This window comes from Trinickia sp. HAY1-2D (genome assembly GCF_056754935.1).
Genome location: NZ_JBPGWX010000001.1, coordinates 1179498 through 1203972 on the forward strand (window position 1 = coordinate 1179498; position 24475 = coordinate 1203972).

The following is a 24475-nucleotide window of genomic DNA, read 5'->3' on the forward strand; positions in this document are numbered from 1 at the left end:
GACGATCGATGCGCCAGTGCCCTTGCTACGCGGCATGCTTGCCGCGCCCGCGTCCCAGGCTGCGCTTGAGCAGTTCGGACAAGTCGACGACGTCGGCGGTTGCGCGCCGATGCGCGGGTGCCTTGGCCGCTTCGCTGATCTCGCGCGTCTTGCCCTCGCGCACCTTCTTGTCGACGAGCGCGAGGATTTCATCGCGAAACGTGTCGTGGTACTCGCCCGGATTCCACGATTCGGTCATGTCCTCGATCAGCTTCTTGGCCATCTCGACCTCGCGTGCATTGACGCCCGCTTTCTTGGCGTCGGTGGGCGGCAGGGCGAGTTCGTCGATAGCCAGCACCTCTCCACCCCAACGCAGCGTGTTGAGCGCGAGCACCGGGCCGGCGGGAATCAACGCGGCCAGATGCTGCTTGTTGTGCAGCACGACACTGGCGATGCCGATCTTGCCCGTCTGCGCGAGCGCTTCGCGCAAGAGCGCATAGGCCTTCTTGCCCTGCCGTTCCGGAACGAGGTAATAGGGCGTATCGAGATAAAGGAACGAGACGGAATAGGCCTCGACGAACGAAAGAATATCGACGGTTTGAGTCGACTCGGGGCTCGCCGCGCGGATTTCCTCGTCGGCGAGCAGCACGTAATGTCCTTTTTCGTACTCGAACCCGCGCACGATGTTTTCCCGGGGCACCTCCTTGCCCGTGCGCTTGTTGATCTGCTTGTAGCCGACCGGATCGGCCGTTTCCTTATCGAGCAGGTTGAAGCTCGTACGTTCGGGCCGCGTGGCGGGATGCAGTTGCACCGGCACGTTCACGAGGCCGAAGCTGATGGCACCTTTCCAGATGACGCGTGACATGGCGGCTCCTTTCGCGCTACGGGCGATTCTTGCCTTCAAGCACGAAACGCGCCGCCGCGCATCACGTGCCCGGCATCGGCGGACTCGTCATCGGAACGTGGCGAGCAACAGCGTCGCCACGAAGATGACAACGAAGATGAAAAAGAGAACCTTCGCGATTTCGGCCGCCCCCGCCGCGATACCCGTAAAACCGAATATCGCGGCGATGACCGCAACCACGAAGAAAACGATGGCATAGCGGAGCATGATCTTTTTCCTGGAGGAACGATGCGGGTGTCAACGCTGCGCGGGCTGCGCGCGCGAACCGTGCTCCGGGCCGGACGCTGCTTGCGCGGCTGCACTGCCACGCGAGGCGTCTATTGGTTCGACGTCTTTCGTCGGATCGAAATCGGCCCAGCGTCCGTGCTGCCAGCGCCCATGCGCACGCTCGATCTCGAGGCTGCCCGCCTCGCGCAGCACGCGGGCCACCGTTTCCTGGTTGTCGGGGCTCACGTGTACCGCAACGAGCACGCCGGAACCATGGCCCTGATGCAGAACCTGCCGCTCGGGCACCTTGCCGCCGCCTCGCGTATGCGTCATCGCACCGATGAGCGAGCCGATGTACGCGCCGACGCCCGCTGCAACGATAAGGACAACGAACGGAGCGGAAATCACGGAGAAAAGCGCCACGCCGACGGCGGCGCCCAACGCGGCGCCAATCACACCGCCTTTGCCGGCACCGACGGAACTGCGCGAGGCCTGCCGGTCGGCATATTCGTCGCCACCGACGGGAAACCGGGCATGCTGGCCCGGCGGATTGACGAAAAACAGCGTGACGTCTTCCTGAACGATTCCCGCGTCGAAGAGACGCGCGGCGGCGGCTTCCGCCTGGGCAAACGTGGTAAACCGACCTGCGACGATCAGCGACATGGCGTGACCTCCAGTGTGGTTGGCAGTTCTTATCGAGCACCGGTTCCTGGAACCGCTTTCGGCGCCCGACCGTCAGCGGCGCGGCGCCTCAGGCGTCTTCCATCCTGAACAGGCCGCTGCGCAGCACGACGGCCGCGCCGTCGTTGGCCTCGATCGCGCGCGTGCACACCGAACGAATGCGCTCCGTTCCTTCATGATAGGCACGCAGAATGTCTTCGGGCAACGCCGAACGGGCGCCGAAATGATCCTCGAGCGCTTCGGCCGTCACAGCGCAGGCGAGTTCCACGCCGTCGACCACCGCAGCGAAGCGCACCACCATCTGCGCTCCGTCGAAAACGGGTTCCTCGTCGGGGTAGTCGATACGCATCAATGCCTCTCCATGTGGTCCCCGATGCGGCTCCGGCCGCCGCGCGCAGCATCCATTCACGCCGTCAAGAGGCGCGCGCACCGTGCCGCGCCAGTTGCTCGATGATCTTCCGGTTGAACGCGGGGATATCGTCGGGCTTGCGGCTCGTGATGAAGTTGTCGTCCTCGACCACTTCCTCGTCGACCCAGGTTGCGCCGGCATTGCGCAGGTCGTCCTGCAAGCTCGGCCAGCTCGTCATCGTATGTCCGTTGACGATACCGGCGGAGATAGGCAACCAGGCGCCGTGGCAAATCACCGCCACCGGCTTATGGGCCTCGTCGAGCGCGCGCACGAATGCCTGCGCTTCCGGGACAGTCCGTATCGCGTCGCTGTTGACGACTCCACCCGGCAAGATGACGGCGTCGTAGTCTTCGGGCCGCACCTGGTCGAACGTCGCGTCGACGGTCACCATCGCACCGCGCTCGACATGCTGGAAGCCTTGAAGCTGTCCAGGCTTCTTCGAAATGACATGGACGAGCGCCCCCGCTTCGGAGAGCGCGCGCTTCGGCTCGATCAATTCGGCTTCTTCGAAGCCGTCCATCGCCAGCATTGCAACCTTGCATCCTTGAAGCGTCTTGCTCATGAGTCGAACTCCTCGAACAGGTGATGAACGTCTCTCATTCCCGCACCTCATCACCTCTTGCGAGCAAGCCCGGTGCCAGCGTCACTTTTCCCTCGTTTCCTCACTCATTTCTTCAATTCGGCGGGCAATCCTTCAAGCAGGTCGGCCATATCGTCGGCATGTTCCTCTTCCACGGCAAGTATCGATTCCATGATGCGGCGCGACGTGGGGTCCTTTTCTCCGAGGTAATCGATAATTTCGCGGTAGCTGTCGATCGCGACGCGCTCGGCCACCAGGTCTTCGCGGATCATCTCGACGAGCGATCCCCCCTCGACGTACTCGGCATGGCTGCGCGAGAGCAACCCCTCCGGCGAGAAATTCGGCTCGCCGCCTAGTTGCACGATGCGCTCCGCGATCTGATCCGCGTGGCCCAGTTCCTCTTGCGCATGTTGGAGGAATTCATCGGCAACGCTTGTCGAATGGATCCCTCTCGCCATGAAATAGTGGCGCCGGTAGCGCAGCGTGCAGACTAGCTCGGTCGCTAGTGCGTCGTTGAGCAGCTTGAGCACCGTCTCGCGGTCAGCCTTGTATCCGGCCGTGACGGCGCCCTCGGAAATGTGTTCTCGGGCTCGCTTGCGAATCTCTTTGACGTCGGTCAGAAACGGTTGTTGAGCCATGGTCCTCTCCAGGGATTGCGCGGTTGTGTGAAGGAAAATCGATGACGCGCCGGCAGGTGCGCCATCGGCGGTCGGTCGCTATGGGCAAGGCGCGCACTTTCGTCACGCATGCATCACTCGTGCCAGCGGGAAGACAGCGGGCTGAGCGCGGCGGCACGGACGCTGCATGCGGGGGTGGGAGTCGAACTCGCGTGAATCGATTCCCCCTGATTGTCAGAAAGGCGTACCGATGGTCCATTCGTCCACACCTCATTCATCGACGCGTCGCCGCTCCGGTCACCCACCCCGGCAACGCCACGCCGAGGCATCGAGCCGCAAAAAGCGCAAATCGCCCCACCGCTGGTCGCATCACGTCATGGAGACGAGCGACGCACTCGATCTCGAGTCGGGGATTTTCAAATCGGGCACCGCCGAGGAGATCGCGCAGTCGCTCAAACGCTCGTCGCTCGCGAGCCGCCGACGCCGCGGCACACCGTTTCAATCCGCAATGTCGATGCTGAACTTCTATTTGAATCGCGCAGGAAGGAATTTGCCGAAGACACGTCGGCGCGTGCTCGAGAGCGCGAAGGGAAAGCTGCGCGAAGCGTTCGGACGCGCGCGGTAGCCGCTCCAAGCGGGCGGCCGCGCGCCGCGCATCATTCGCTCGAATCCGTCGGGAACACGTCCGGCTGCGCAAGCGTGCGGTAAGGAGGCTTGCCGGCGGGATCGTCCATCATGTCGTCGATGACGCGTTCGACGTCGGCCGTCTTCGCCAGCTCGGACAGGAAGGTCTTTTTATCGAACCCCGGTCCAACGCACCCCTGCACGTAGACGAAGCGGCGTTGCAGGGTCAACCACAGCGTCGTCTTTTCCTTCCAATGAGTGGCGGATTCGATGTTCGCGAGCCGTCGCTTGACCGCCTCGGCGATTTCCTTGTCATAGAGGTAGCCGTTCGAGAGCCGGCACCGCCCCTCCCACCAGCAGCTGTTGCCGCGTTCGACACGCCAGTGGCTCTCGGCTCGCCACTCGCTTTCCGTTTCGAGCGGCCCGAGCGGTTCGGGGCAGTGGGCAACCGCCTGCGAAATCGAAAGGAACGGATCGTTGCCGCGATTGAGTCGTTGGGTGTCCTGGGCGTGCGCCGCCGCACTCGCCAATGCGAGCGCCAGCGCACAGGCCGCGGCAGGGCGGCGCGGGCTCATGCGCTCGTGAATTCCAGCACACGCAGGATCAACTGCGGTGTCAGCGGCTTGGCGCAGTGGGCGTCGAAGCCGGCCTCGCGCGCGCGTTCGCGGTCCTGCGACGACGCATAGCCGCTACAGGCGATCAGCAGCATGTCCGCGGTGCTTGGATCGGCGCGCAACCGCCGCGCGAGCTCCAGCCCATCGAGCCCGGGCATCGCGATATCGAGCAGCGCGGCAAACGGCTGCCATTCGCGCGCGATTGCACACGCCTCGAGCGGATCGCTCGTTGCACGGCATTCGAAACCGTCGGCATCGAGCAAAAGTTGCAACGCTTCGGCCGCGTCGCGATAGTCGTCGACGACGAGCACCCGGCGATGATGCGCCATCACCGGCCGGAACGTTCGCCAAAGAACGACGTCTTCGCTTGAATCGGCCTTGCTGGGGTCGGTCACGAGCAGCTCCCTTGTCGTACGTCAACACCGCGCGAACATCTGGCACTGCAAAATACGAACCTGCCCGGCCCCCAGTGCGCTTCGGCATGCACATTGCTCCCGGTTCTGGCACGATTGACGTCGTACGAGCGCGGCATCCGATAAACAAAGCAACCAGGAACGAACCATGTCGATCTCCACAGCGGCACCGCGTGGTGCCCTCGCCGTCTTTCTGAGCGCTGCCATGCTCCCGCTTGCCGCCATCGCGCAAACACCGTCACCGCTCGCACAGTGGCAGTACTCGTCCGGCATCACGCTCGAACAAATGTTCCTGCCGCAACTGCCTACCTGGCGGATTCGCGTCGGCCCGTCGGTCAGCTTTCAGCCGCGATATGACGGGGCGAGCAGCTACCACATACTCGCGGGGCCAAGCATCGACATTCGCTACCGCGATCGCTTCTTCTTTTCCACGGGCGAAGGCCTGGGTGCCAATGTGGTGACGGGGCCGAACTGGCGTGCCGGCATTGCGTTGTCCTACGATCTCGGCCGGCGCGCGGCCGACGATCTCGATCATCTGCACGGTATGGACAATATCAATCCGGCGCCCACGATGCACCTGTTTGGCGAGTATGTCGTGTCAAAAACCTTTCCGCTCGTCGTCCGCGCCGACGTGCGACGCGCCATGGGCGGCGATAACGGTTGGGTGGGCGATCTCGGCACTTATATGCCGATGCCGGGAAGTTCCGAAAAATTCAATTGGTTTGCCGGTCCGACCGTCACGTTTGCCGACTCCCGCTATATGAACAGCTGGTTCGGCGTCAACGCCAACGAATCGGCCCGCTCGGGTCTGCGCCAGTATCACGCTTCGGCCGGCGTCAAGTCGGTCGGGTTCGGCGTAGCCGCCACCTGGATGGCGAACAAACATTGGCTCGTGACGGGTAACGTCGCATATCAGCAACTCGTCGGCTCGGCCGCCAACAGCCCGATCGTCCAGCGCCGCGGCTCAGGCGTCGTCGACTTCGCTGTCGATTATCAATTCTGAGCAGGCAATGACGATGCGTCGTGCGCCTCGCGCTGCTCGAGCGGCGAGCCACCCAATGACTGGTAAAGCGCCGCCGTGTCGGCAAGACGATCCGCCTGAGCCTTCGTTCGGTCGAGACCTGCCGCGAGCGCCTGACGCTGAGCATCGATCAGCGCGAACTGGCTGATCCCACCGGCCGCGTAGCGAGCCGAGGCGACGTGCAGGCTCGCCTCGGCTTCGCGCGACGCCGCGTCGCGCATATCGAGCGTTTCGGCATCGCTTTGCAATGCCTGCAACGAATCGGCCACCTGTTGCAGTGCCTGCAGCACCGTCTCGCGATAATCGGCCAGCGCCGCCTGGTAGGTGGCCTGCGCCGCCCGTCGCTGCGCCCGCAGCGCGCCGCCGCGAAAAATCGGCTGGGTCATGCTCAGTCCGATGCTCCAGACGTTGAACTGCTTCAGGATGTCCCGAATATGCGTGCGTTCCGATCCCGCGCTCGCCGCAATCGAAAACTGCGGAAACAGATTCGCCGTGGCCACGCCCACGTCCGCGCTCGCCCGATGCAGCAAGGCTTCGGAAGCGCGAATATCGGGCCGCTCGCGCGCGAGCGTCGACGGCAATGTGACCGGCACGGTACCGGGCAGGCGCAATTCGTCGAGCGCGATATCGCCCATATCCGCCTCGGCGCTCGGCAGCCCGACCAGCACGGCGAGCCGATGCTCGGTCTGCGCGAGTTGCGCGGCGAGCGGCGGTATCGTCGCGCGTGTTTGAGCCAATAGCGTGCGCTGCGCGTGCACATCGAGCTCGGACACTCCGCCGGCGCCTTGCCTTCGCTCCATGATCCCGAGCTGCTGCGCTTGCGCGGCTGCGAGCTGTCGCCTCAAGGCCAGCTGCTGCCGCAACGATGCCCGGCGAATCGCCGCCGACACCACGTTGCCCGCCAATGAAAGCCGCGCCGCATCGAGCTCGAATGCCGCATAGTCCACCTGCGCGCGCGTTCCTTCGAGGGCACGCCGGTTGCCGCCGAAAACGTCGAGCAGATAGGTCACGCTGACCGACGCGTCGTAGAGCGTAAACGGCGGCGGGCTTGCCGTGTTGGCCAGCCCGAACGAGGCGAGATCGACTTTGCGGCGCGTCGCCGATAAGCCGGCATCGACGCTCGGCAGCTCTGTCTCCCCTGCTTGCGCGCGGTAGTCCTCCCGCGCGGCGATCAGGCGAGAACGCGCAGCCTCCACTGTCGGGCTCCGATGCAAGGCTTCGTCCACGAGCCGGTCGAGTTCGCCCGATCCAAAGCCCCGCCACCACGCGCGCGGTGCGGCGTCCGAGCGGACGAAGCGCTGCGCGCCGCCGCCCGGCCCCCTTGGATCGGCTGTCTCGCTCGGCATCGGCTCACGCGTATACCCTTGCGCGCGCGGTGCGGCCGGCGAATGGAAATCCGGGCCGACGGTGCAGGCACTCAAAGCGAGCAACGACAGCATGACGAGGCGTGGCGTCATCGTGGAGCCCCTAATCGAGCGTACGCCGATAAAAGCGCACCGCAACGCCCATGACGAGCAGCGTAAACAGCGCAAGCGGCCAGACCGAAGGCCACATGTCGGACCAGCCGATGCCTTTGAGCAGGATTCCGCGTACGAGCCGTGTGAAATAGGTGAGCGGCAGCAGATCGCCGATGAACCGCGCCCAGACCGGCATGCCCGCGAACGGAAACAGAAATCCGGACAACAGGATGCTCGGCAGAAAATAGAAGAACGTCAGCTGCATGCCTTGCAACTGGTTTTGCGCGAGCGAAGACAGCGTGATACCGACGGTGAGATTCGCCGCGATGAACAGTAAGGCCGCGACGTAGAGGGCGATGAGGCTGCCGGCGAACGGCACATGAAAGACGAGGCGCGCGGCAGCAAGAATGATCGACACCTGCAGCAGACCGATGAAGATATAAGGCACGATCTTGCCGGTCATGACCTCGAGAGGCTGCACCGGTGTCGCGAGCAGATTCTCCATGGTGCCGCGCTCGCGCTCGCGCGTGATCGCAAGCCCCGTCATCATGACCATGGTCATCGTCAGAATCACGCCGATCAAACCCGGCACGACGTTGTACTGCGTGATGCCTTCGGGGTTGTAGAGCCGATGCACCTGAATTCCGAACGCGGCGGGACGTCCGTTCAAATGCGCGAGCGCCCCCGTCAGATCCTTGTCGACCACCGGTTGCACGAGATTCGGCAATGCCTGCAGCGCGGAGCCGGTCGCGACCGGATCGGTCGCATCGGCTTCAACGAGCAACGACGGATGCTCGCCGCGCAGCAGCCGCCGAGAGAAATCGACAGGTACGCTGACGACGAACTGCACGTCGCCGCGAGCGAGCGCGCGGCGTCCCGATGCCTCGTCGGGAAGACTCTCGACCACATCGAAATAATCGGAATGCTTCAACGCCGAAATGAAACTGCGCACGAAAGGACTTTGATCGGACACCACGACCGCGGTCGGCAAGTGCTTCGGATCGTCGTTGATGGCGAACCCGAAGAGTGCCAGCTGAATGACAGGAATGCCGACGATCATGGCGAACGTCACACGGTCCCGCCGCAATTGCAGAAACTCCTTTTGCACGATGCTCCACCATCGCACGAACGAGAAGCGGGCAACGCGCGGAGAGGGGGCGGCATTCATGGCCGGGAGCCCCCGGCGTGCGCCTCGTTGTTCGGCGCACGCGTCATGAGATAGATGAAGACATCTTCCAGACCGGTCGCGATCGGTGCAACGCGATAGCGCGCATGCCCAGGTTGCGCGCCCTCTTTCTCGATTTCAGCGAGGGTTGCGGCCAGCGCCGCGCGATCGCTTCCGCTCACGTGCAGAGCAGAGCCGAAGACCACGGTCTGGTCCACGCCCGGCTTCGCTTTCAACCGCTCGGACAGCGCGGTCAGCCCTTCCCCCTCGATCGTCCAGGTGCAAAGGTGCTGTGCATCGATCACTTCGGCCGCGCTGCCTTGCGCGAGCAGCGTACCGTCCGCGATATACGCGAGTTTGTGGCACCGTTCGGCCTCGTCCATGTAATGGGTGCTGACCAGAACCGAAATGCCGCGCGCCGCCAGTCGATGCAGCTCCTCCCAAAACTCCCGCCGCGCATTCGGATCGACACCGGCCGTCGGCTCGTCGAGCAACAGCAATTCCGGTTCGTGCAGCATGCAGGCCGCCAGGGCCAGCCGCTGTTTCCAGCCGCCCGAAAGCGCCCCCGCGAGTTGATCGGCGCGCTCGGCAAGACCTAGCGATTCGAGCGAGCGCTCGACGGTCTCCTTGCGGTTCGGCATTTCGTAGACGCGCGCAACGAAATCGAGGTTCTCGCGAATCGAGAGATCCTCCCAATAGGAAAACCGTTGCGTCATATAGCCGACGTGGCGCTTGATCTGCGCGCTCTCGCGAACGATGTCGAAACCAAGGCATGTGCCGCTGCCCGAGTCGGGTGTCAGCAGACCGCACATCATCCGGATCGACGTGGTTTTGCCGCTTCCGTTCGGGCCGAGAAAGCCGAAGATTTCGCCGCGCCGCACCTGCAACGAGACGTCTTTGACGACATGCTTGGCACCGAATCGCTTATTGAGCCCACGCACGTCGATCGCGTAGTCGTTTGCCGGCGCGCTCATCGCAGACGCACCTCCACAGGCTGGCCCGGGTGCAGCTTCGGGGCATCGGCCACGGCAGGACGTGCTTCGACCATGAAGACGAGCTTTGCGCGCGTCTCGTTGCTATAGATGACCGGCGGCGTGTACTCGGCTTCGCGCGAAACGTAGGTGATCGTCGCCGGCACATCGGCCGCGCAGCCATCGCAATGAACCATGACCTCGCGGCCCGCCGCGAGCCCGCCCACGACCGGCTCCGGCACGAAGAACCGTACCTTGACGTTCTGCGGCGGCAGCATCTGGACGACCGGATTGCCGGCTTGCACCCATTCGCCGATGCGATAAAGCGTGTCGTAGACGATGCCGGCCTGCGCGGCGACGACGCGTTTCTGATCGACCTTCCACTGTGCCTCTTCGACGCTGGCTTGGGCCGCCTCGACCTGGGCTTTTTGTGCCCCGATCTGTTGGGCTCGCGCGGGCAATCTGGCAACCGCGACCTGATTCGTCAACTCGCGCACCTGCGCGGCGCTTGTGTCGGCCAGCGCGCGAGAGTCGTCGAGCTGAGCCTTGGCGATGCCGCCTGCGCGGTACTGCGCTTCGTCGCGCGTCAGTTGTTGAGCGGCCTTGCGCGCATTCGCGACGGCCTGTGCGAGCTGCGCCTTCGTCACGTTGACCTCCGGGGCGCGCTTGCCGCTCGACAGGTCGGCCAGTTGGGCTCGAGCCGCACTCAACTGCTGAGCGGCCTGATCGAGCGCCGCCGTCTCGTAAGTGGACTCGAGCGCAAAAACGGTCGCGCCGGCCGCGACCTCCTGCCCACGGTGCACGCTCAATTGTGCGAGCGTGCCCGATTGCGACGATGCGAGGTACACGAATTCGCCTTCCGCGTAGCCCTGCCAGCTCACAGGACGCTCGCGCGTGCACCCGCCCGCGGCGAGGCCCAACGCCATCACCCACACGCCGAGCATCGACCGATGCCGCCCGCGCAGGCTGCGCCGCGACGTCGCGAAGGGCTTCATGTGCGGCTCCTTGCCGGCTTGCTCGCGCCGCGGCCTCGCGCAGCCGCAGGCGGTTGCAAGCCGCTCGTCAGCAACGCCGCGACGTGCCGCTGCAGCGCAGCACGGCCGAGCTTGGGCATCTTGTGCAGCCCTTGCCATATCGTCGCGGTCGCAAGCGGCAGCATGACGAGCCCGAGTATCGATAGAAAAAGAAACGGCGCCTCGATGTCGGGATTCACCGTGCCGGCTCGCTGCGCGGCTTGGATCCGGTGCGCGAAACGCCGGAGGTTGTCCATCGGAATACGTGCAAGCAGCCGCTCGCGCAACAGGCCCCCTTCGTTGACGACTTCGCGCAACCACAGGGAGGGCAACCACGGCATGCGCCCTGTGACGTCGAACAGACGGTCGGCAAGCTGATGCGCGAGTTGCGCCGCATCCTCCTCGTAGTCCGCCTCGCCGACTTGCCAGACGAAGTGAATAGCGCGTGCGATGCGCTCCTCGACGACGATATCGAGCAACGTTTCGCGATTCTTGAAGTAATAGTGGACCATCGCCGAAGTCACGTCCGCCGCCGAGGCGATCTGCGCCATCGTCGTCGCGGCGATGCCTTGCGCGGCAAAAAGCTCGGTCGCGCGATCGAGGAGACGTTCGCGTCCGTCGAGATCGGGCGCGGCGCGGCGCCGCCCCCGCGTCCTGGGTCTCGGCGCGCCGGATGCAGTCCTGTTCATGCTTCAAATTTAATTCATGCGTTAGTTAATTTCAAGGTCGATTGCTGCAATACGACCCATGCAGGCCGCAAACCCTTCCTATTCGACCGCGTACCGTGGAATCGAAATATGGACGGTGAACCCGCCCGCCGCATCGGGACCCGCCGTCACCGTGCCGCCCAAGCGGCGCACGCGGTCGCGAATACCGGCGAGGCCGGATGGCGGCGGCCGGTCCTTGCGGAACTCGGTGTCATCGCTGCCGCCCGCCGGCGCGGTCGTCCCGTTGTCGCTGATCTTCAGATCGCAAATCGAGGCGGCGCAGATCAGCGCCACTTCGACCGACGTCGCGCCCAACGCATGGCGCATCGCATTGCTGAGGCTTTCCTGCACGATCCGGAACAACGCTGTCGAAGCCGCTTCGCTGAATGTGACGTCCTGCGTTTCGGTCACGAGCGAGACATGCAAATCGGAGCGCTGCCGACAATCGTCGATAAGCCATTCGAGGGCGGGCACGAGCCCGAAATCGTCGAGCGCGGCGGGGCGCAAACCCGCGGCGAGGCGCCGCACCGAGACGATGGCGCGATCGACGGCATCGCGTAGTTGCGCGGCACGGGCAGTGTCGTCGGCAAGCACGGTGGCGAGCCCCATCTTGAGCGCCGTCAACTGCTGGCCGAGATCGTCGTGCAGTTCTCGCGCGATACGTTTTTTCTCTTCCTCGCGCGCAGCCTCGATTCGGGCCGCGAGCTCGCTCGCGTATTGCAACTGCCGCAGCTCGTTGCGCTCGGTCATGTCTCGCGTGACTGCCGCGAATCCGATCAACTCGCCTCGCTGCCCGTAGACAGCGGTGATGATGACGTTGGCCCAAAACCGCGAACCGTCCTTGCGCAGGCGCCAGCTCTCGTCCTCGGTGCGCCCGTGGGCGGCCGCGGCCGCGAGTTCGGCCTGCGGCTTGCCGGCCACGATGTCTTCCATCGGGTAAAAGCGGGAAAAATGCTGGCCTATGATTTCCGATGCGCCAAATCCCTTGAGACGCGTCGCACCCGCGTTCCAGCTCGTGACGTGTCCCTGGGGGTCGAGCATGAAGATGCCGTCTTCGACGGCATCCATGAGCCGCCTGAGCCGCTCTTCGCTTTGCTGCGTCCGCTCTTCGTGGCGGCGGCGCTCGGTCATGTCGCGCGTGATCTTGGCATAGCCCGTCAGCACGCCCTGCTGGTCGCGCAAGGCCGTAATGACGACGTTGGCCCAAAAACGGCTTCCGTCCTTGCGCAAACGCCAGCCCTCGTCTTCCCAACGCCCATGCGCGGCCGCGCGCGCGAGCTCTTCGTCCGGATAGCCGCGCGCGACGTTCTCGGGAGGATAAAAAACGGAAAAATGGCGTCCGATGATTTCGTCGGGAAGGTAGCCCTTGATCCGCGCCGCACCGCCATTCCAGGTCGCAACGTATCCGTCCGCGTCGAGGAGAAAGATCGCGTAATCGTTGATCGCTTCCACGAGCGAGCGATAACGCTCGTCGCCCGACACACGGTCGATCGACGAAGCCGCGCGCCGGCCATGCGTGAAGTGCGGGCGTGAATCCACGGAGACTCCCGGGCAGAGATGTCGCCAGTCTAATCTCCAGCACAATGCTTGCCAACCGGCCCCATTGGCCGAAGCTGTAAGCGGTGTCCGACACGGCCGCCCGAATGCGCACAGCAATTGCATCCTGCACCGATTTGCAACCGCGCGGGTTTGGGCCAGACTGCATGTATGAAATCGAACCTGCCGCCACCGGCCTTGAAGGTGTTTCTCGTAGAGGATCACCCCACCATTCGCGAGCGCATCGCCGAACTCGTCCGCTCCGTCGCCGGGACGCAAGTCGTCGGCATGGCCGATGAGCCCGATGCCGCTTGCGCCGGCATCGGGCTCACGCAACCGGACATGGTCGTGCTCGATTTGCAGCTCAAATCGGGAACGAGCGGATTGGCCGTGCTCGAGTGGCTGCGCGAGCATGCCCCGGGCATTGCCGCCATCGTGTTGACGAACGCGATCTACCCGCAAATGAAAGCCGCGTGCTTGGAGCTCGGCGCACGCCTGGTCCTCGACAAATCGTCCGAAGCCCTGCGTGTGCGGGACGCGGTGCGCGAGCTCGCTCACCGCTGAGGTTGTAGGCGAATCCCGACAATCGGCGCGCTTGCCGCTTACGCCAGATTCAGCCCGACCTGATTTCAAAGACATCCGGTGAAGCCGATACTGGATCCAACACCAACGTAACCGCGACACCGATACAAACGCCGCCGGCATGACCGGACATCGAGTGCCAGGACGCGGCCAATGCGGATGCGCTACGGAGATACGCGATGTCGGACCACACAACGAAAGACGCACGCGCGAGCGAGGTCGAGGAAATCGTGCAGCTCGCACGCGATGCCGGTCTGCTGGTGACTCTCGATGGGCGCATCGGGCGCGAGACCTATCAGAGCGTCGGGGGCTCGCTCGCATCGTTTCTGCGCTTCGTCGATGCGCTACGCCGCGCGCTGGCCGAGAAAGAGCCAGTCTGAATCCCCGGATTTATTGCGGCATCTATTGCGCATAGACGAGTCCAGCGGGCGCTGAATCGATTGACGCAAGTCAATGCGGTCCGCTCTTTCCGGATAGCCATCATCTGACGCCTTGCGACGTTCGCCTGGCGGCGCGATGAACGCAATGTCGGTGGCGCCGACGATCTTTCATCCCACCCTCCTTTTTCGGCCATATCGGCCATTGCGTTCCGCCATTGGCAGGCGGCCGTAATTCGCGCACAATTTCGCCCAAAGTCGCCGCTGACCGCGCAGGTCATCGGAAACACGCGTGCAATTGATCGATCACGGGCCTCGCTCGGCCGTTCGAAGCCGGACCACCAAAAAATATCGCATGCCAGACGTTGCTGCCTCGCCGCCCCCCGCCGCACCGCCCGGTCGCCTCCGAGGCCTGTCAGGCCGTTCGCGCGAGCCTCTTTTCGCAGCGGTCGTCGCGGCTTGCCTCGTCTTCCTGATCACCGCCGTGGCCACGACGCTCGTCCGGCAACGCCTGCTCGATTCGGCGCAAGAGCGCTTCGACATGACGGCGAGCCGCCTGACGGTGGACCTGCATCGCGAACTCCAGATGTGCACCCACATCGTGCGAGGGGCTGCCGGCTTCATCGGGGCGCAGGATACGATGCCCGGCACCGACGCGTGGGAGCGCTACATCGCCCATCTGGCGCTCGACGACGCCCCGCCGTGCGTGCGTACACTCGGCTATGCGAACGTGTCGAGCGGCGAACTCGCGACGGGTAGCGCCGCGAAAGTCATGCTCATGTGGCCCCGGCGTCCCGACGGCACGGGGCAATTGCAGCTCGACACCCGCGCGGACACGCTCCCCGCACTGCAACGCGCTGCCGATTCCGGGCAAGTCGTACTGAGCGTCCATGCGAGCCAGAAAGACGACGATATCGACAGCGCCGATCACGCGCAGCGCGCACGCGTCGATATGTACCTCCCTGTCTACCGCAATGCGCCCATGCCGATGACGGGTTCGACCCGTCGTGCCGAGCTGGCGGGCGTCATCCTGGCGCAAGTCGATACCGAATATCTGTTTGCCAGCGTCGCGGCCCGATCTCCTCGCGTCGATATGCGCGTCGCCGCCGGCACACCCGCGGTCGCACTCTACCCGCCCGCGGCATCGCTGCAGGACTTCCCCATGCCGTCCGGCTCGCCCGCACGCTTTCAGCACACGGACAAGCTGCATTTCGGCGGTCAACTCGTCAGCGTCAGCTATGCGAGCGACGACCCGCTGCTGAGCGCGCCGCTCGGCTTCGCCACCGGCGCGTTCATCGCGTCGGGCCTGCTCGCGGCGCTGATCGCGGGCGCCACCGCGTTCGTATTCGCGTATCGCCGCGGCGAAACCCTTGCCACCGCCGGGTTGGCACGCTCGCTCTCGTCGCTCAACGAAGCCCGGATGATGGCCATCGTGCGGGCCTCCTCCGAAGCGATCATCACACTCGACGAGGCTCAGCGCATCGTCATCTTCAACCCGATGGCCGAGCGTATTTTCGGATGCTCCGCGATGGACGCCATCGGCAGTTCGCTCGACCGCTTCATTCCCGAGCGCTACCGCGACATGCACCGCAAACACGTCGAGCAGTTCGGCGCGACGGGCGTCACCGAACGCCAGATGGGGCGCCAGCGCGTGCTCACGGGATTGCGCGCCAACGGGGAGGAATTCCCGATGGAAGCGTCGATTTCGCAGATTTCCGACGGCGACGGACAGCGCAAGTTCTACACCGTGATGTTGCGCGACGTCACCGAGCGGGTCAAAGCCGAGAACGAATTGAAGGCATCGCGCCAGGAACTGCGCGAACTCTCGGCCAACCTGCAGAATGTGCGCGAAGACGAGAAAACGCGTATCGCGCGCGAGCTGCATGACGATCTCGGGCAGCAATTGACCGCACTGAAGATGGATATCTCGTCGGTCCAGCAAGTGCTGGGCGCGCAGGACGGGGTGCCGTCCGCCGTGCTGACCCAGTTGCAAGGCATGCGCCGCATCATCGATACGACGGTCGGCTCCGTCCGGCGCATTGCGGCGGATCTGCGGCCCGTGATGCTCGACGACCTTGGGCTCTTACCCGCCATCGAATGGCTGCTCAATGATTTCACGACGCGCTACAGCATCGAGGTGGCGCGCCGCATCGAGCCGGGCGACGTGCTTTTTTCGCGCAACGGGGCAACGGCGCTGTTTCGCATCATGCAGGAGGCACTGACGAACGTCATCCGCCATGCCGAAGCCACGCGTGTCAGCGTCGAGTTCACGGTCGCGAACGATCGATGCCGGCTTCGGATTGCCGATAACGGACGCGGCGCCGCCCCGGAAGACACCGAAGGCCACGGGGAAAAGACTTTCGGGCTGTTGGGGATTCGCGAGCGCGCCCACATGCTCGGCGGCTCCGTCGAAATCCAGACAGCCACCGGGCGCGGGTTCGCGATAACCGTCATACTGCCGCTTGCAGCAATACAACAGGAAGAGGCGCTGCCATGACCAGAGTTCTATTGGCCGATGACCACACGCTCGTGCGCGATGGTCTGAGGCACATTCTGCAAAACACGAGCGGTTTCGAAGTTGCCGGCGAAGCCTACGACGGCCCGACCACCGTCAACCTCGTCAGAGGCACCCCGGCCGACGTGCTGGTGCTCGATCTGTCCATGCCGGGACCCCGCACAGGCGTCGAGCTCGTCAAACAGATCAAGGACGAGACGCCATCGCTGCGCATACTGGTACTGACCATGCATGCCGAGCAGCAGTACGCCGTACGCGCATTCAAGGCCGGCGCTTCGGGCTATCTGACGAAGGAAAGCGCCAGCACGGAACTCGTCGCGGCAGTCACGAAGGTCGCCGCGGGGGGCGTCTACGTCAGCCTGTCGATGGCCGAACGCCTGGCGCAAAGTCTGAACGAGCCCACCGACATGGCGCCCCATCAGCGCCTTTCGGATCGCGAGTTCGACGTCTTCCGGCGCATCGCGGCCGGCCAGACCATCACCGAGATCGCCCACGAGCTGTGCGTCAGCGCAAAAACCGTCAGCACCTATAAAACGCGCATCCTCGAAAAGATGCAGATGCCGCACGAAGCGGCGCTCGTGCGCTACGCGATCCAACACAAACTGTTCGACGACAGCGACCAGATATGAGCGCGAACCGGTTCCGCCAAGCGCACACCGGCACAATCGACGCCCCATCGGGGCCCGGTAGGAAACGTCCTACAGGGCGCTTCGTCAACACCTACGCGATCTTCTTATTTGGCCGATTTGCAGCCGCCTGACGGGCGATGATACTGGTGAATATGAGCTCACCTACGTCATCTCCTTTGAAGGTCTTCGTCGTCGAAGACTCCATGCTCGTGCGCAAGCGGCTGGCCGAACGGATTCAGCCGCCCGCCGGGGCGGGGCTGATCGTCGGCGAGGCGGAGGATGTCGAGGCGGCGCTTCGCGGCATCGCAGCAAAGGAACCCGATGTGGTCATCGTCGATCTGCGGCTGACGGATAGCCACGGCATCGATCTTCTGCACGCGTTGCGCGACCGTACGGATCCCATCGTCACCATCGTGCTGACCAACTACGCGAGCGATGTTTTTCGCGAAGCGAGCGCCGCCGCGGGCGCCGATTACTTCTTCGACAAGACCACCGAATTCGATCGGGCGATGGAGACCATCGCGCGGCTGGCCCAGGAAAAAAACGAGGACGCGGCAGGCTGAAACGCCGCGAGCCGCGCCGGCCTGCGACACGCGGGGCCGCCCCGATTCCCGCGTCGCCAATGTACGCACCCGCAGGCGCTCAGGCACTTGCGGCGCCGGATCCGAGCGGCATGCCGTCGCAACCGGCCAGCTTGCGCTCGGCGTGATCGAACGCGGCGCGCACCGCGGCTTCCGGATCGTCGTCCGCGCAGTGAGGCATCGGCAAAAGCTGGCCGCTGCGCGTCACGAGATCGAGCCTTGCGTCGAAAACCATATGTTGATTCGCCGAAAGCTCCTCTATCGCGAGGTGACAGCTTCCGAGCATGCGGCTGAACCGTTCGAGACGCAGCAGTTGTACCGCAGCCTCGGCTTCTATCCGCGCGTTCCCGGGAAACCCGAGATACACGATCTGCATGCCGATGCCCATCACCGCCTCCTCGTTCAATCGATTGCGCCGTGCCCGCATAGGACAGCAGCTACGACACAATCTTCGCGCGCGCACGAAAAGACACGTTGACCTGGGTCAACGGCAAACGAGTACCGTGCGTGGAAGGATAGGCGGCGATAGTGACGAATGGGCGGTGCGGGTGTGCGGCGCCGTGTCCCCTGCGCCCCACCCCGTGTCCGACGTCGCGCGAACTCAGGACGGCGAATGCGTTGCGTCCGCCGGCGCGACCGGCCGCACGCAATAGGCGGCTGACGCTTGTGCGGCAAGCGGGCGTACGCAGTAAGCCGCCTCCGCCGCTTTCGCCATCGGCCGCACACAGTAAGCCGCCGACGCGCTCTCACCGAGCGGTCGTACGCAGTAACCTGCCTGCGACCCTTTCGCCATCGGTCGCACACAGTAAGCCGCATCCGCCGCCTTCGCCATTGGCCGTACACAGTAAGCCGCCGACGCCCCCTCGGCAAGCGGGCGCACACAATAAGCCGCATCCGCCGCCTTCGCCATCGGCCGTACACAGTAAGCCGCCGACGCCCCCTCGGCAAGCGGGCGCACACAATAAGCCGCATCCGCTGCCTTCGCCATCGGCCGCACACAATAAGCCGCCGACGATTCGTCGGCAAGCGGGCGCACGCAGTAGGCGGCCGACGCCGTTTCGTCCAGCGCCTTGACGCAGTAGGCGGCCGTCGCACCAATGCCTTCGTTCGCTTCTCCGAACTCGCGCATCATCAGCGCCTCGCTGGCCGTCGCCTGTTGTACGCGTTGCGGCTCGTGCTCCGCGCCGCCGATGCCGAGATACGGATCGTGATGGAGCATATGCCCGAAGATCGCTTCGCAGTCCGAACCGTAGCGCTGCGTATCGAGAATGTGCATGTGCCAAAACTCGTCGACGGCCTCGCTCGGCACCACGGGCATGTCCGGATACTTCGCGGCCAGCTTGAGAAACTGCCGATAACCGATTTCCGCGCGGCGGACTTCCTCGACGCGCGCCTCGTCACGATGCCGATGCAGCAGCTTCGCTTTGATGCGCTCGAAATCGAGCTCGTCGATGGCTTGCCACATGGCCGCTGTTTGTTTTTTCGATGGTTGTTGCATGGTCTTCCTCGTCATGAATGAAACGAACGCCGCGAGTTCGATTCCCGCGTGTCCCTCGGTGAAAGCCCCGACGCGCTGCCGAGGCCGGATTGGGCTGGCTGACCCAGGAAAACCCTCATGTCGCCAGCTGACAAAGGGCGGCTGAAGAAGTAGCCCTGCACTTCATCGCAGCCTTCCTTACGTAGAAAATCGATTTGCGCCTGCGTTTCCGCGCCCTCGGCGATCACCGTCAGGCCGAGCGAATGACCGAGCGCGATCACCGCGCTCGTGATCTGGGCATCGCAGTGGCTGTCCGGCAAAGAGCTGACGAACGAGCGATCGATCTTGACGGTATCGATCGGGAATCGATTCAGATAAGCCAGCGACGAATAGCCAGTGCCGAAGTCGTCGATCGACAGCCGTACGCCGGTCTTCTTGATGCTGTTCAACCAGCGCACGGCCTGTTCCGGATGGCGCATCACCGTGCTCTCGGTCAATTCGAGTTCGAGCCTGTCGCCCGGCAGCCCGGCCTTGCCCAGTGCATCGAGGATGCAGTGCTGCAATCGCCTGTCCGCGAACTGACGCGCCGAGACATTCACCGCGACGTGAATATCGCCGAGACCGCCGTCGCGCCATTCCGCTGCCTGGCGGCACGCCTCGCGCAACACCCATTCGCCGATCTCCACGATCGTGCCCATTTCCTCGGCAAGCGGGATGAAATCGCCCGGCATGACACGCCCAAGCGTCGGACTGTTCCAGCGAATCAGCGCCTCGACGCCGGTGCAGTGGTTCGAGCTCAAATCGACGCGCGGCTGATAAAAGAGCTCGAACTCGTTGCTGGCAACGGCATGGCGCAGGCAGGCCTCCATCTCCACGCGCTTTTGCAGCGACATGCTCATTTGACGCAAATAGAGCTGGTAGGTGTTCTTGCCGCGTTGCTTCGCGCCGTACATGGCGATATCGGCATTCTTGAGCAGCGTTTGCGCATCCGCTCCGTCCGCCGGGAACGAGCTCACACCGATGCTCGCGCTCACCTGCAACTGCACACCGCTCAGGCTGAATGGCTGGGCCAGCGCGGTCTGAATGCGCTCGATCGTCGCAAAGACGCTGCGGGAGCCGTCGCATCGATCGCTCAGCGCAACGATGAACTCGTCCCCGCCCAACCGGGCGATCATCTCCGCTTCGCGCACCTGTGCGCTCAGGCGCTCGGCCACCGCGCTCAACAGCTGATCGCCGATGTTGTGGCCGAGCGAATCGTTGATGTCCTTGAACCGGTCCAGATCGATGAAGATCACGTGAAGCGCGGTGTTCTCCGCGTCGGCGCGGGCCAGCGCCGCATCGAGATGATCCTTGAACATCAGGCGGTTCGGCAGTCCGGTCAGTGCGTCGTGGTTGGCGAGAAACTGCAAATTGTTCTCGGCATTGCGCCGCTGCAGGAAATGGCTCATCTGGCTCGAGATGGAGCGCGCCATCGCCAGCGCCTGCGACTCGACGTGGCGTCGCTCCCGCGAGTAGAACTGCGCTACGCCGAGCACTTCGGTGCCTGTCACGAGCGGGAACGAAAACGTCGTCGCGATGGAATCGTCGCCGAGCCTCGCAAACGAGGTGCCGCTTTGCACATGGCGCCTCGCCGACCAATGCGGCATGGCCGGCACCTCGGTCGCATCGACCTGCTGCGCGCGCTCGCGCAGCCACGAAGCGAGTTCCGCTACCGTCACCGAATGCACGGCCCGCAATTGCTTCCGATGCCCCGCTGCCGTGGGCCAGAACGCGCCGGCCTCCCAATCCATGCCCGTCGTCAGCAGTCCGATCAGCTGGTGCAGGACATCGCATTCGTTGGTCGCCGTTGCGAGTTGCAGCGTGAATGCGTGTTCGAGCTCGCGAACGCGATCGATCGATTTCTGCCGCGTGATCTCATGCGCGGTACCGCGCAATTGCCGAGTCCCGGCGGGCCCGCACGCGCGACCGATCATGCGCAGCCAGCCCCGGCGGCCGCGCGGCGACCGGTAGCGGCACTCGAACTCGAACGGCTCCCGCGTCTCGAGCGTGTTGCGCAAGCGCGCGAGCAGTGCGTGCCGGTCCGCCGGTTCGATCGCACGAACGAATCCGACCAGCGTCGGCTTGCCATGGCATCCGATCAAACGCGCCATTTCCTTCGAAAGGTGGGTGGTGTGCTCGTCGAAGTCCACGCGCCAGTCGCCCAGCCGCGCGATGTGTTGAGCCTTTTCGCGCGCCGCTTCGCTTTCGCGCAGATCGGCCGTAATCGCCTCTGCCAGTTTCACGGCTCGTGCGCGCGCACTCGAGAGCGCATGCGCGAGCACGGACAGCAAGACGCTGATGACGAGACCCGACACCAGCGCGAGCTGCGGCATGAAGCGCTGCGATCCGATCAGCGCGGGAACATCCGCGGAAAAAACGATGACCCACCGACGGCCCGCGAACTCGCCGTACGTTTGGCGGGACAGCCTGTCGTGAGTGCCGGCCGATGCGCTGGCCGCGCCGATTTGCGAGGCGAGCGCACCCGTCAACGAAGGCCCGTCCGCACTGTCGTAGAGCAGGCTGAGGGGTGCTGACGCCGCCTCCTGCTCACGCAGACTGCCCGCATCGTAGATGCGGTATCGCAGGGTTCGCAGCGTTTCCCGGCTGACCAGCCCGGCCATCATGCCGTTGATCCGGATGCCGGCGCCGACCGAGCCGAGATAAGCGAGCCGGCGCTCGGCCACGGTGCTCGCGGGCAGCCCGCGGCGATAGACAGGCAAGCGCATCGCCAGACCGACTTCTTCGGCGCCCCGCTCCGCGAAGATGCGCCGTCCGCTGCTGATCGACATGCCGGAATCGCGCATCTGTTGCAACACGCCGCCGCGGCCGGCCTTAGCTTCGATATCGACGCCGAGGACGTCGCGATTCGCTGCGAGCGGCTCGACGAACGTCAGGATTTCATGCGCCTCGCCGGTGCCCTTTACACGTACCCTGAAGTCGACTCCCGCATCGTGCAGCAATGGGTCGACGCGCTCATGCGCCTCGAAGCCGGGCAGATCGGCGGTGCGGACATACACCGAGTAATTGAGCGTTTGGAAACCAGGATAACGTCCCGGCAGATCCAGACCGTTCACAAAATTGCGAAATTCACTACGGGTCACGGTGCCGTCCGCGCTAAATAGGGCGCGCATCGTGACAAGCACGTCGGAATAAAGACGAACACGCGTTGCAATCTGTTGTTCGACGTTACGTGAATCGTTTTCAAATCGCAGTTTCGCTTCTCGATCGACGAGCGCATTCAAGAGCGAATAGACCACCACGGCCGCCCCCACGCCCAATATCAGGGCGCCCAGGGCGAATCCGCCGGCGTAATGCTCGCGGCAAAAGCTCCGCGCACGTTTGAACATCATGTACACCGCAGCCCCCCGGCCGACGAGGCCAGCGCGGCGCCTCGCATTGCAAACATTCGCCGCTCGTTCAAAGCGACATTTTTACCGATTTAAAAAGACGGCTATTCTGCAAGCTGTTAATAAATTAGCCGGTGCGGCTTGATTGTCTTTGCTCGAAGAATATAGGTTTCCAGGCGTGTTACAACGAACAGAAACCCTATTAACCTAAACCCCAAAATATTCTGTTTTTGGTTGCGAGGTTTAATCTAGATCAAAGAACTGTCTTTTGCGCATAACGTATGCAGCAAAAAATACCGGGGCTCAAGCATAAAGAAGGCGGCTTGGCCAATGCAGCGAATATAGAAAACGCCGCTGTGGCCAAAACCGCCGGGAACGTGACCTCAATATGGCAAACGCGTCAATCAATCTCCAAGTCCAATCTTGCCTGCGCCCGCTTGGGCCAGCACGATTGACGCCACCTGGTCCGTCGCATCGAGGTGCGCGATCCCACCGGCGCCGGGACCCTTGCCCGTCGGCGATGACGACAGATCGACGGACTGGCCGTTCACGAGCGAGCCGCTATCGGTCAGGTGCCCCGAATCGCCAAAGCGCTTGACGAGGCTCTGCGTGCTGACCCCGTTCGTTTCGAATGCATTGTTCTGCGACGTGATGTTCGAGTCGACGCCAACGCCGAGGTTGTATTGAAAGCGGTTGGCCTGCGACGAACTGTCTTGGTAGAGGTTGTTGGCGACGTCGACGTTGCCGAAACGCACGCGCGGATCGCGCTGCGACACGCCCGCGAACAGGTTGTGGTCGATCGTGACGTTGAGCTTCCCCTTGTCGCTCGTCATGCCGTCGCTCGAGCCGATCAGAATCGACTTGTTGTGGCTCAGGAATTGATTGTTGGAGACCGTCGCATAGTTCGCGCCGTCGGTGAAATCCAATTGATCGCCGCTGATCGCGCCGGCTGGCGTCGTGCCGTCCTTGAACGTGTTGTGGTCCACCCACAGGTTCTGCGTTCCCTTGGCCTCGATGCTGTACACGCGCCCATGCGGATTGCCTTCCGCGTCCTTGCCCGGGAAAAAATCGAACGGCGACGTCATGTTCAGGTTGCGGATCATGATGTTGTGCTGGTTGCTGACATTGAATCCGCCGCCGCTGATGCCTGCGTCTTTACCTATGCCGATGATCGTCGTGTTGGAACCCACGTTGAGCATGTCGTGCGCGAGTTGAGCTTTCTCGTTGGCGAAGTCGCCTTTGCTCATTTCCTTGCCGTTGCTGTCGGCATTCAAATTGATGTTGCCTTTGATCTGGATGATCTTGGGCGTCGAGTTCGAGCCGTTGGTCGCATTGTTTCCGCCCAATGCGGCGACGAGCTGATCGCGCGTCGATACCGTGAATACGTGGGCTTTGTCGGCCTTCGATCCGCCGGTCACCCCGCCGTTCTGTGCTCCCCAGCCATGTCCGGCCGCGAGCGTTTCGCGCGAGTGATCGCCCGGCGTCGCGGCGGAGACCGACTGGGACGACGGCGTGCTGGATGACGCCGTGCCGACGCTCGAAGTCTTGCCCGACACCGCCGACGACGGGTCGTGTGCGTCGACCTTGTTATGAGAATTTTGTACTTCGCGCGACTGATGCCCATGGTGACCGTTGCCATGCGCGTCGGCGCTCGGGCCCCGTCCGGACTGGGACATCATCCTCAAGATGTCTTCGAGTTGCGCTTCCACTTTAGCGAGCAGTGCCTGGGTATTTTGCTGCGGACTTTCGGCTGCGGTACGTTCATGCTTGAACGACGTTGCAGTGGGTCCCAGTCCATCGACGCGAGCGTTGATGCTTGACATGGTTCTTGCCTCGGTTGCGTACGTTGAAATACGGTGCGACCGTAGATCACTGGGTCCCACCGATGTGGAAACGCGGATATCCGGCTTTCGCATCGCGCGCGTCGTCCGAAGGCCCTCATGGCACGCTCGGGCAGCCGTTAGTCTTACCCTTTGGTTCCATGGTACGAAGCACCCGCGTCGGCCACCGAAACGAGCCGCGAATTTCCG

The 24475-nt window shown here is 63.7% G+C and carries 25 protein-coding genes and 1 pseudogene; 7 read left to right on the forward strand and 19 right to left on the reverse strand.

From position 1 onward, the window contains the following. Nucleotides 1–25: 25 nt before the first annotated feature. The 6 genes from ku to ACR9ZC_RS05205 all read right to left on the reverse strand — a co-directional run bounded on the left by ku (nt 26) and on the right by ACR9ZC_RS05205 (nt 3398). Complete coding sequence (gene ku / locus ACR9ZC_RS05180; RefSeq protein ID WP_481579398.1) at nt 26–844, reverse strand: non-homologous end joining protein Ku; 819 nt, start codon at nt 842–844, stop codon at nt 26–28. 87 nt (nt 845–931) lie between these two features. Then, nucleotides 932–1090, reverse strand: a complete 159-nt coding sequence (locus ACR9ZC_RS05185; RefSeq protein WP_331573870.1) for a DUF1328 domain-containing protein — start codon at nt 1088–1090, stop codon at nt 932–934. 30 nt (nt 1091–1120) lie between these two features. Beyond that, nucleotides 1121–1753 (reverse strand): hypothetical protein, encoded by a 633-nt coding sequence (locus ACR9ZC_RS05190; RefSeq protein ID WP_481579399.1) that lies wholly within the window; start codon nt 1751–1753, stop codon nt 1121–1123. Nucleotides 1754–1841: 88 nt separating this feature from the next. Then, nucleotides 1842–2120 (reverse strand): DUF1488 family protein, encoded by a 279-nt coding sequence (locus tag ACR9ZC_RS05195; RefSeq protein ID WP_440559621.1) that lies wholly within the window; start codon nt 2118–2120, stop codon nt 1842–1844. A gap of 64 nt (nt 2121–2184) precedes the next feature. Further along, nucleotides 2185–2742, reverse strand: a complete 558-nt coding sequence (locus ACR9ZC_RS05200; RefSeq protein ID WP_481579400.1) for a type 1 glutamine amidotransferase domain-containing protein — start codon at nt 2740–2742, stop codon at nt 2185–2187. Between the two features lie 104 nt (nt 2743–2846). Beyond that, nucleotides 2847–3398, reverse strand: a complete 552-nt coding sequence (locus ACR9ZC_RS05205) for a ferritin-like domain-containing protein (protein WP_331568006.1) — start codon at nt 3396–3398, stop codon at nt 2847–2849. Between the two features lie 229 nt (nt 3399–3627). Here ACR9ZC_RS05205 and ACR9ZC_RS05210 point away from each other — a divergent pair, with 229 nt between their 5' ends. After that, nucleotides 3628–4002 (forward strand): DUF3175 domain-containing protein, encoded by a 375-nt coding sequence (locus ACR9ZC_RS05210; RefSeq protein ID WP_481579401.1) that lies wholly within the window; start codon nt 3628–3630, stop codon nt 4000–4002. Between the two features lie 31 nt (nt 4003–4033). On the opposite strand, the gene ACR9ZC_RS05215 is transcribed toward ACR9ZC_RS05210, so the two are convergent. Both ACR9ZC_RS05215 and ACR9ZC_RS05220 read right to left on the reverse strand, forming a co-directional pair. Further along, a complete protein-coding gene (locus ACR9ZC_RS05215; RefSeq protein WP_331568008.1) occupies nt 4034–4576 on the reverse strand; it encodes a hypothetical protein in 543 nt (180 codons plus the stop codon). After that, nucleotides 4573–5010, reverse strand: a complete 438-nt coding sequence (locus tag ACR9ZC_RS05220) for a response regulator (RefSeq protein WP_173256999.1) — start codon at nt 5008–5010, stop codon at nt 4573–4575. The genes ACR9ZC_RS05215 and ACR9ZC_RS05220 overlap by 4 nt, the downstream gene beginning before the upstream one ends. A gap of 166 nt (nt 5011–5176) precedes the next feature. Here ACR9ZC_RS05220 and ACR9ZC_RS05225 point away from each other — a divergent pair, with 166 nt between their 5' ends. Then, nucleotides 5177–6031, forward strand: a complete 855-nt coding sequence (locus tag ACR9ZC_RS05225; protein ID WP_481579402.1) for a MipA/OmpV family protein — start codon at nt 5177–5179, stop codon at nt 6029–6031. On the opposite strand, the gene ACR9ZC_RS05230 is transcribed toward ACR9ZC_RS05225, so the two are convergent. From ACR9ZC_RS05230 to ACR9ZC_RS05260, 7 genes and pseudogenes are all read right to left on the reverse strand, one after another. After that, nucleotides 6022–7506, reverse strand: a complete 1485-nt coding sequence (locus ACR9ZC_RS05230; protein ID WP_481579403.1) for an efflux transporter outer membrane subunit — start codon at nt 7504–7506, stop codon at nt 6022–6024. The two genes, ACR9ZC_RS05225 and ACR9ZC_RS05230, sit on opposite strands and share 10 nt — an antisense overlap. A 10-nt stretch (nt 7507–7516) precedes the next feature. Further along, on the reverse strand, nt 7517–8674 hold the full coding sequence (locus ACR9ZC_RS05235; RefSeq protein ID WP_481579404.1) for an ABC transporter permease: 1158 nt from the start codon (nt 8672–8674) through the stop codon (nt 7517–7519). After that, the gene (locus tag ACR9ZC_RS05240; RefSeq protein ID WP_481579405.1) at nt 8671–9645 is read right to left on the reverse strand and encodes an ABC transporter ATP-binding protein; all 975 of its coding nucleotides are present in this window, start codon (nt 9643–9645) and stop codon (nt 8671–8673) included. The genes ACR9ZC_RS05235 and ACR9ZC_RS05240 overlap by 4 nt, the downstream gene beginning before the upstream one ends. Further along, complete coding sequence (locus ACR9ZC_RS05245; RefSeq protein ID WP_481579730.1) at nt 9642–10568, reverse strand: HlyD family secretion protein; 927 nt, start codon at nt 10566–10568, stop codon at nt 9642–9644. The genes ACR9ZC_RS05240 and ACR9ZC_RS05245 overlap by 4 nt, the downstream gene beginning before the upstream one ends. Before the next feature lie 65 nt (nt 10569–10633). Further along, the gene (locus ACR9ZC_RS05250) at nt 10634–11344 is read right to left on the reverse strand and encodes a TetR/AcrR family transcriptional regulator (RefSeq protein ID WP_481579406.1); all 711 of its coding nucleotides are present in this window, start codon (nt 11342–11344) and stop codon (nt 10634–10636) included. Nucleotides 11345–11422: 78 nt separating this feature from the next. Beyond that, nucleotides 11423–12112 carry a sensor histidine kinase gene (locus ACR9ZC_RS05255; protein ID WP_481579731.1) on the reverse strand — a complete coding sequence of 230 codons (690 nt, stop codon included), beginning with the start codon at nt 12110–12112 and terminating at the stop codon, nt 11423–11425. Next, nucleotides 12092–12853: pseudogene (locus tag ACR9ZC_RS05260) on the reverse strand (PAS domain-containing protein); the annotation flags it as partial. The gene ACR9ZC_RS05255 and the pseudogene ACR9ZC_RS05260, both read right to left, overlap by 21 nt. A 216-nt stretch (nt 12854–13069) precedes the next feature. Between ACR9ZC_RS05260 and ACR9ZC_RS05265 the strand changes: the two are divergent. The 5 genes from ACR9ZC_RS05265 to ACR9ZC_RS05285 all read left to right on the forward strand — a co-directional run bounded on the left by ACR9ZC_RS05265 (nt 13070) and on the right by ACR9ZC_RS05285 (nt 17564). Further along, a complete protein-coding gene (locus ACR9ZC_RS05265; RefSeq protein ID WP_481579407.1) occupies nt 13070–13462 on the forward strand; it encodes a response regulator in 393 nt (130 codons plus the stop codon). A 197-nt stretch (nt 13463–13659) separates the two neighbouring features. Further along, a complete protein-coding gene (locus ACR9ZC_RS05270) occupies nt 13660–13860 on the forward strand; it encodes a hypothetical protein (protein ID WP_331573951.1) in 201 nt (66 codons plus the stop codon). Between the two features lie 352 nt (nt 13861–14212). Next, a complete protein-coding gene (locus ACR9ZC_RS05275; RefSeq protein WP_481579408.1) occupies nt 14213–16354 on the forward strand; it encodes a PAS domain S-box protein in 2142 nt (713 codons plus the stop codon). Beyond that, complete coding sequence (locus tag ACR9ZC_RS05280; RefSeq protein WP_331573955.1) at nt 16351–17001, forward strand: response regulator transcription factor; 651 nt, start codon at nt 16351–16353, stop codon at nt 16999–17001. Before ACR9ZC_RS05275 ends, ACR9ZC_RS05280 begins: the two co-directional genes overlap by 4 nt. Nucleotides 17002–17153: 152 nt before the next feature. After that, nucleotides 17154–17564: a response regulator gene (locus tag ACR9ZC_RS05285; RefSeq protein WP_331573957.1), complete on the forward strand. Its 411-nt coding sequence runs from the start codon at nt 17154–17156 to the stop codon at nt 17562–17564. 79 nt (nt 17565–17643) lie between these two features. Here the strand turns inward: ACR9ZC_RS05285 and ACR9ZC_RS05290 are convergent, their stop codons facing one another. From ACR9ZC_RS05290 to ACR9ZC_RS05305, 4 genes are all read right to left on the reverse strand, one after another. Then, nucleotides 17644–17988, reverse strand: coding sequence for an HPF/RaiA family ribosome-associated protein (locus tag ACR9ZC_RS05290; RefSeq protein ID WP_481579409.1), 345 nt, complete (start codon nt 17986–17988; stop codon nt 17644–17646). A gap of 195 nt (nt 17989–18183) precedes the next feature. Further along, nucleotides 18184–19080 (reverse strand): glycine-rich domain-containing protein, encoded by an 897-nt coding sequence (locus tag ACR9ZC_RS05295; protein ID WP_481579410.1) that lies wholly within the window; start codon nt 19078–19080, stop codon nt 18184–18186. Between the two features lie 11 nt (nt 19081–19091). Next, nucleotides 19092–22448 (reverse strand): bifunctional diguanylate cyclase/phosphodiesterase, encoded by a 3357-nt coding sequence (locus ACR9ZC_RS05300; protein WP_481579411.1) that lies wholly within the window; start codon nt 22446–22448, stop codon nt 19092–19094. A gap of 401 nt (nt 22449–22849) precedes the next feature. Beyond that, on the reverse strand, nt 22850–24268 hold the full coding sequence (locus ACR9ZC_RS05305) for a pectate lyase family protein (protein ID WP_481579412.1): 1419 nt from the start codon (nt 24266–24268) through the stop codon (nt 22850–22852). Between the last annotated feature and the right edge of the window lie 207 nt (nt 24269–24475).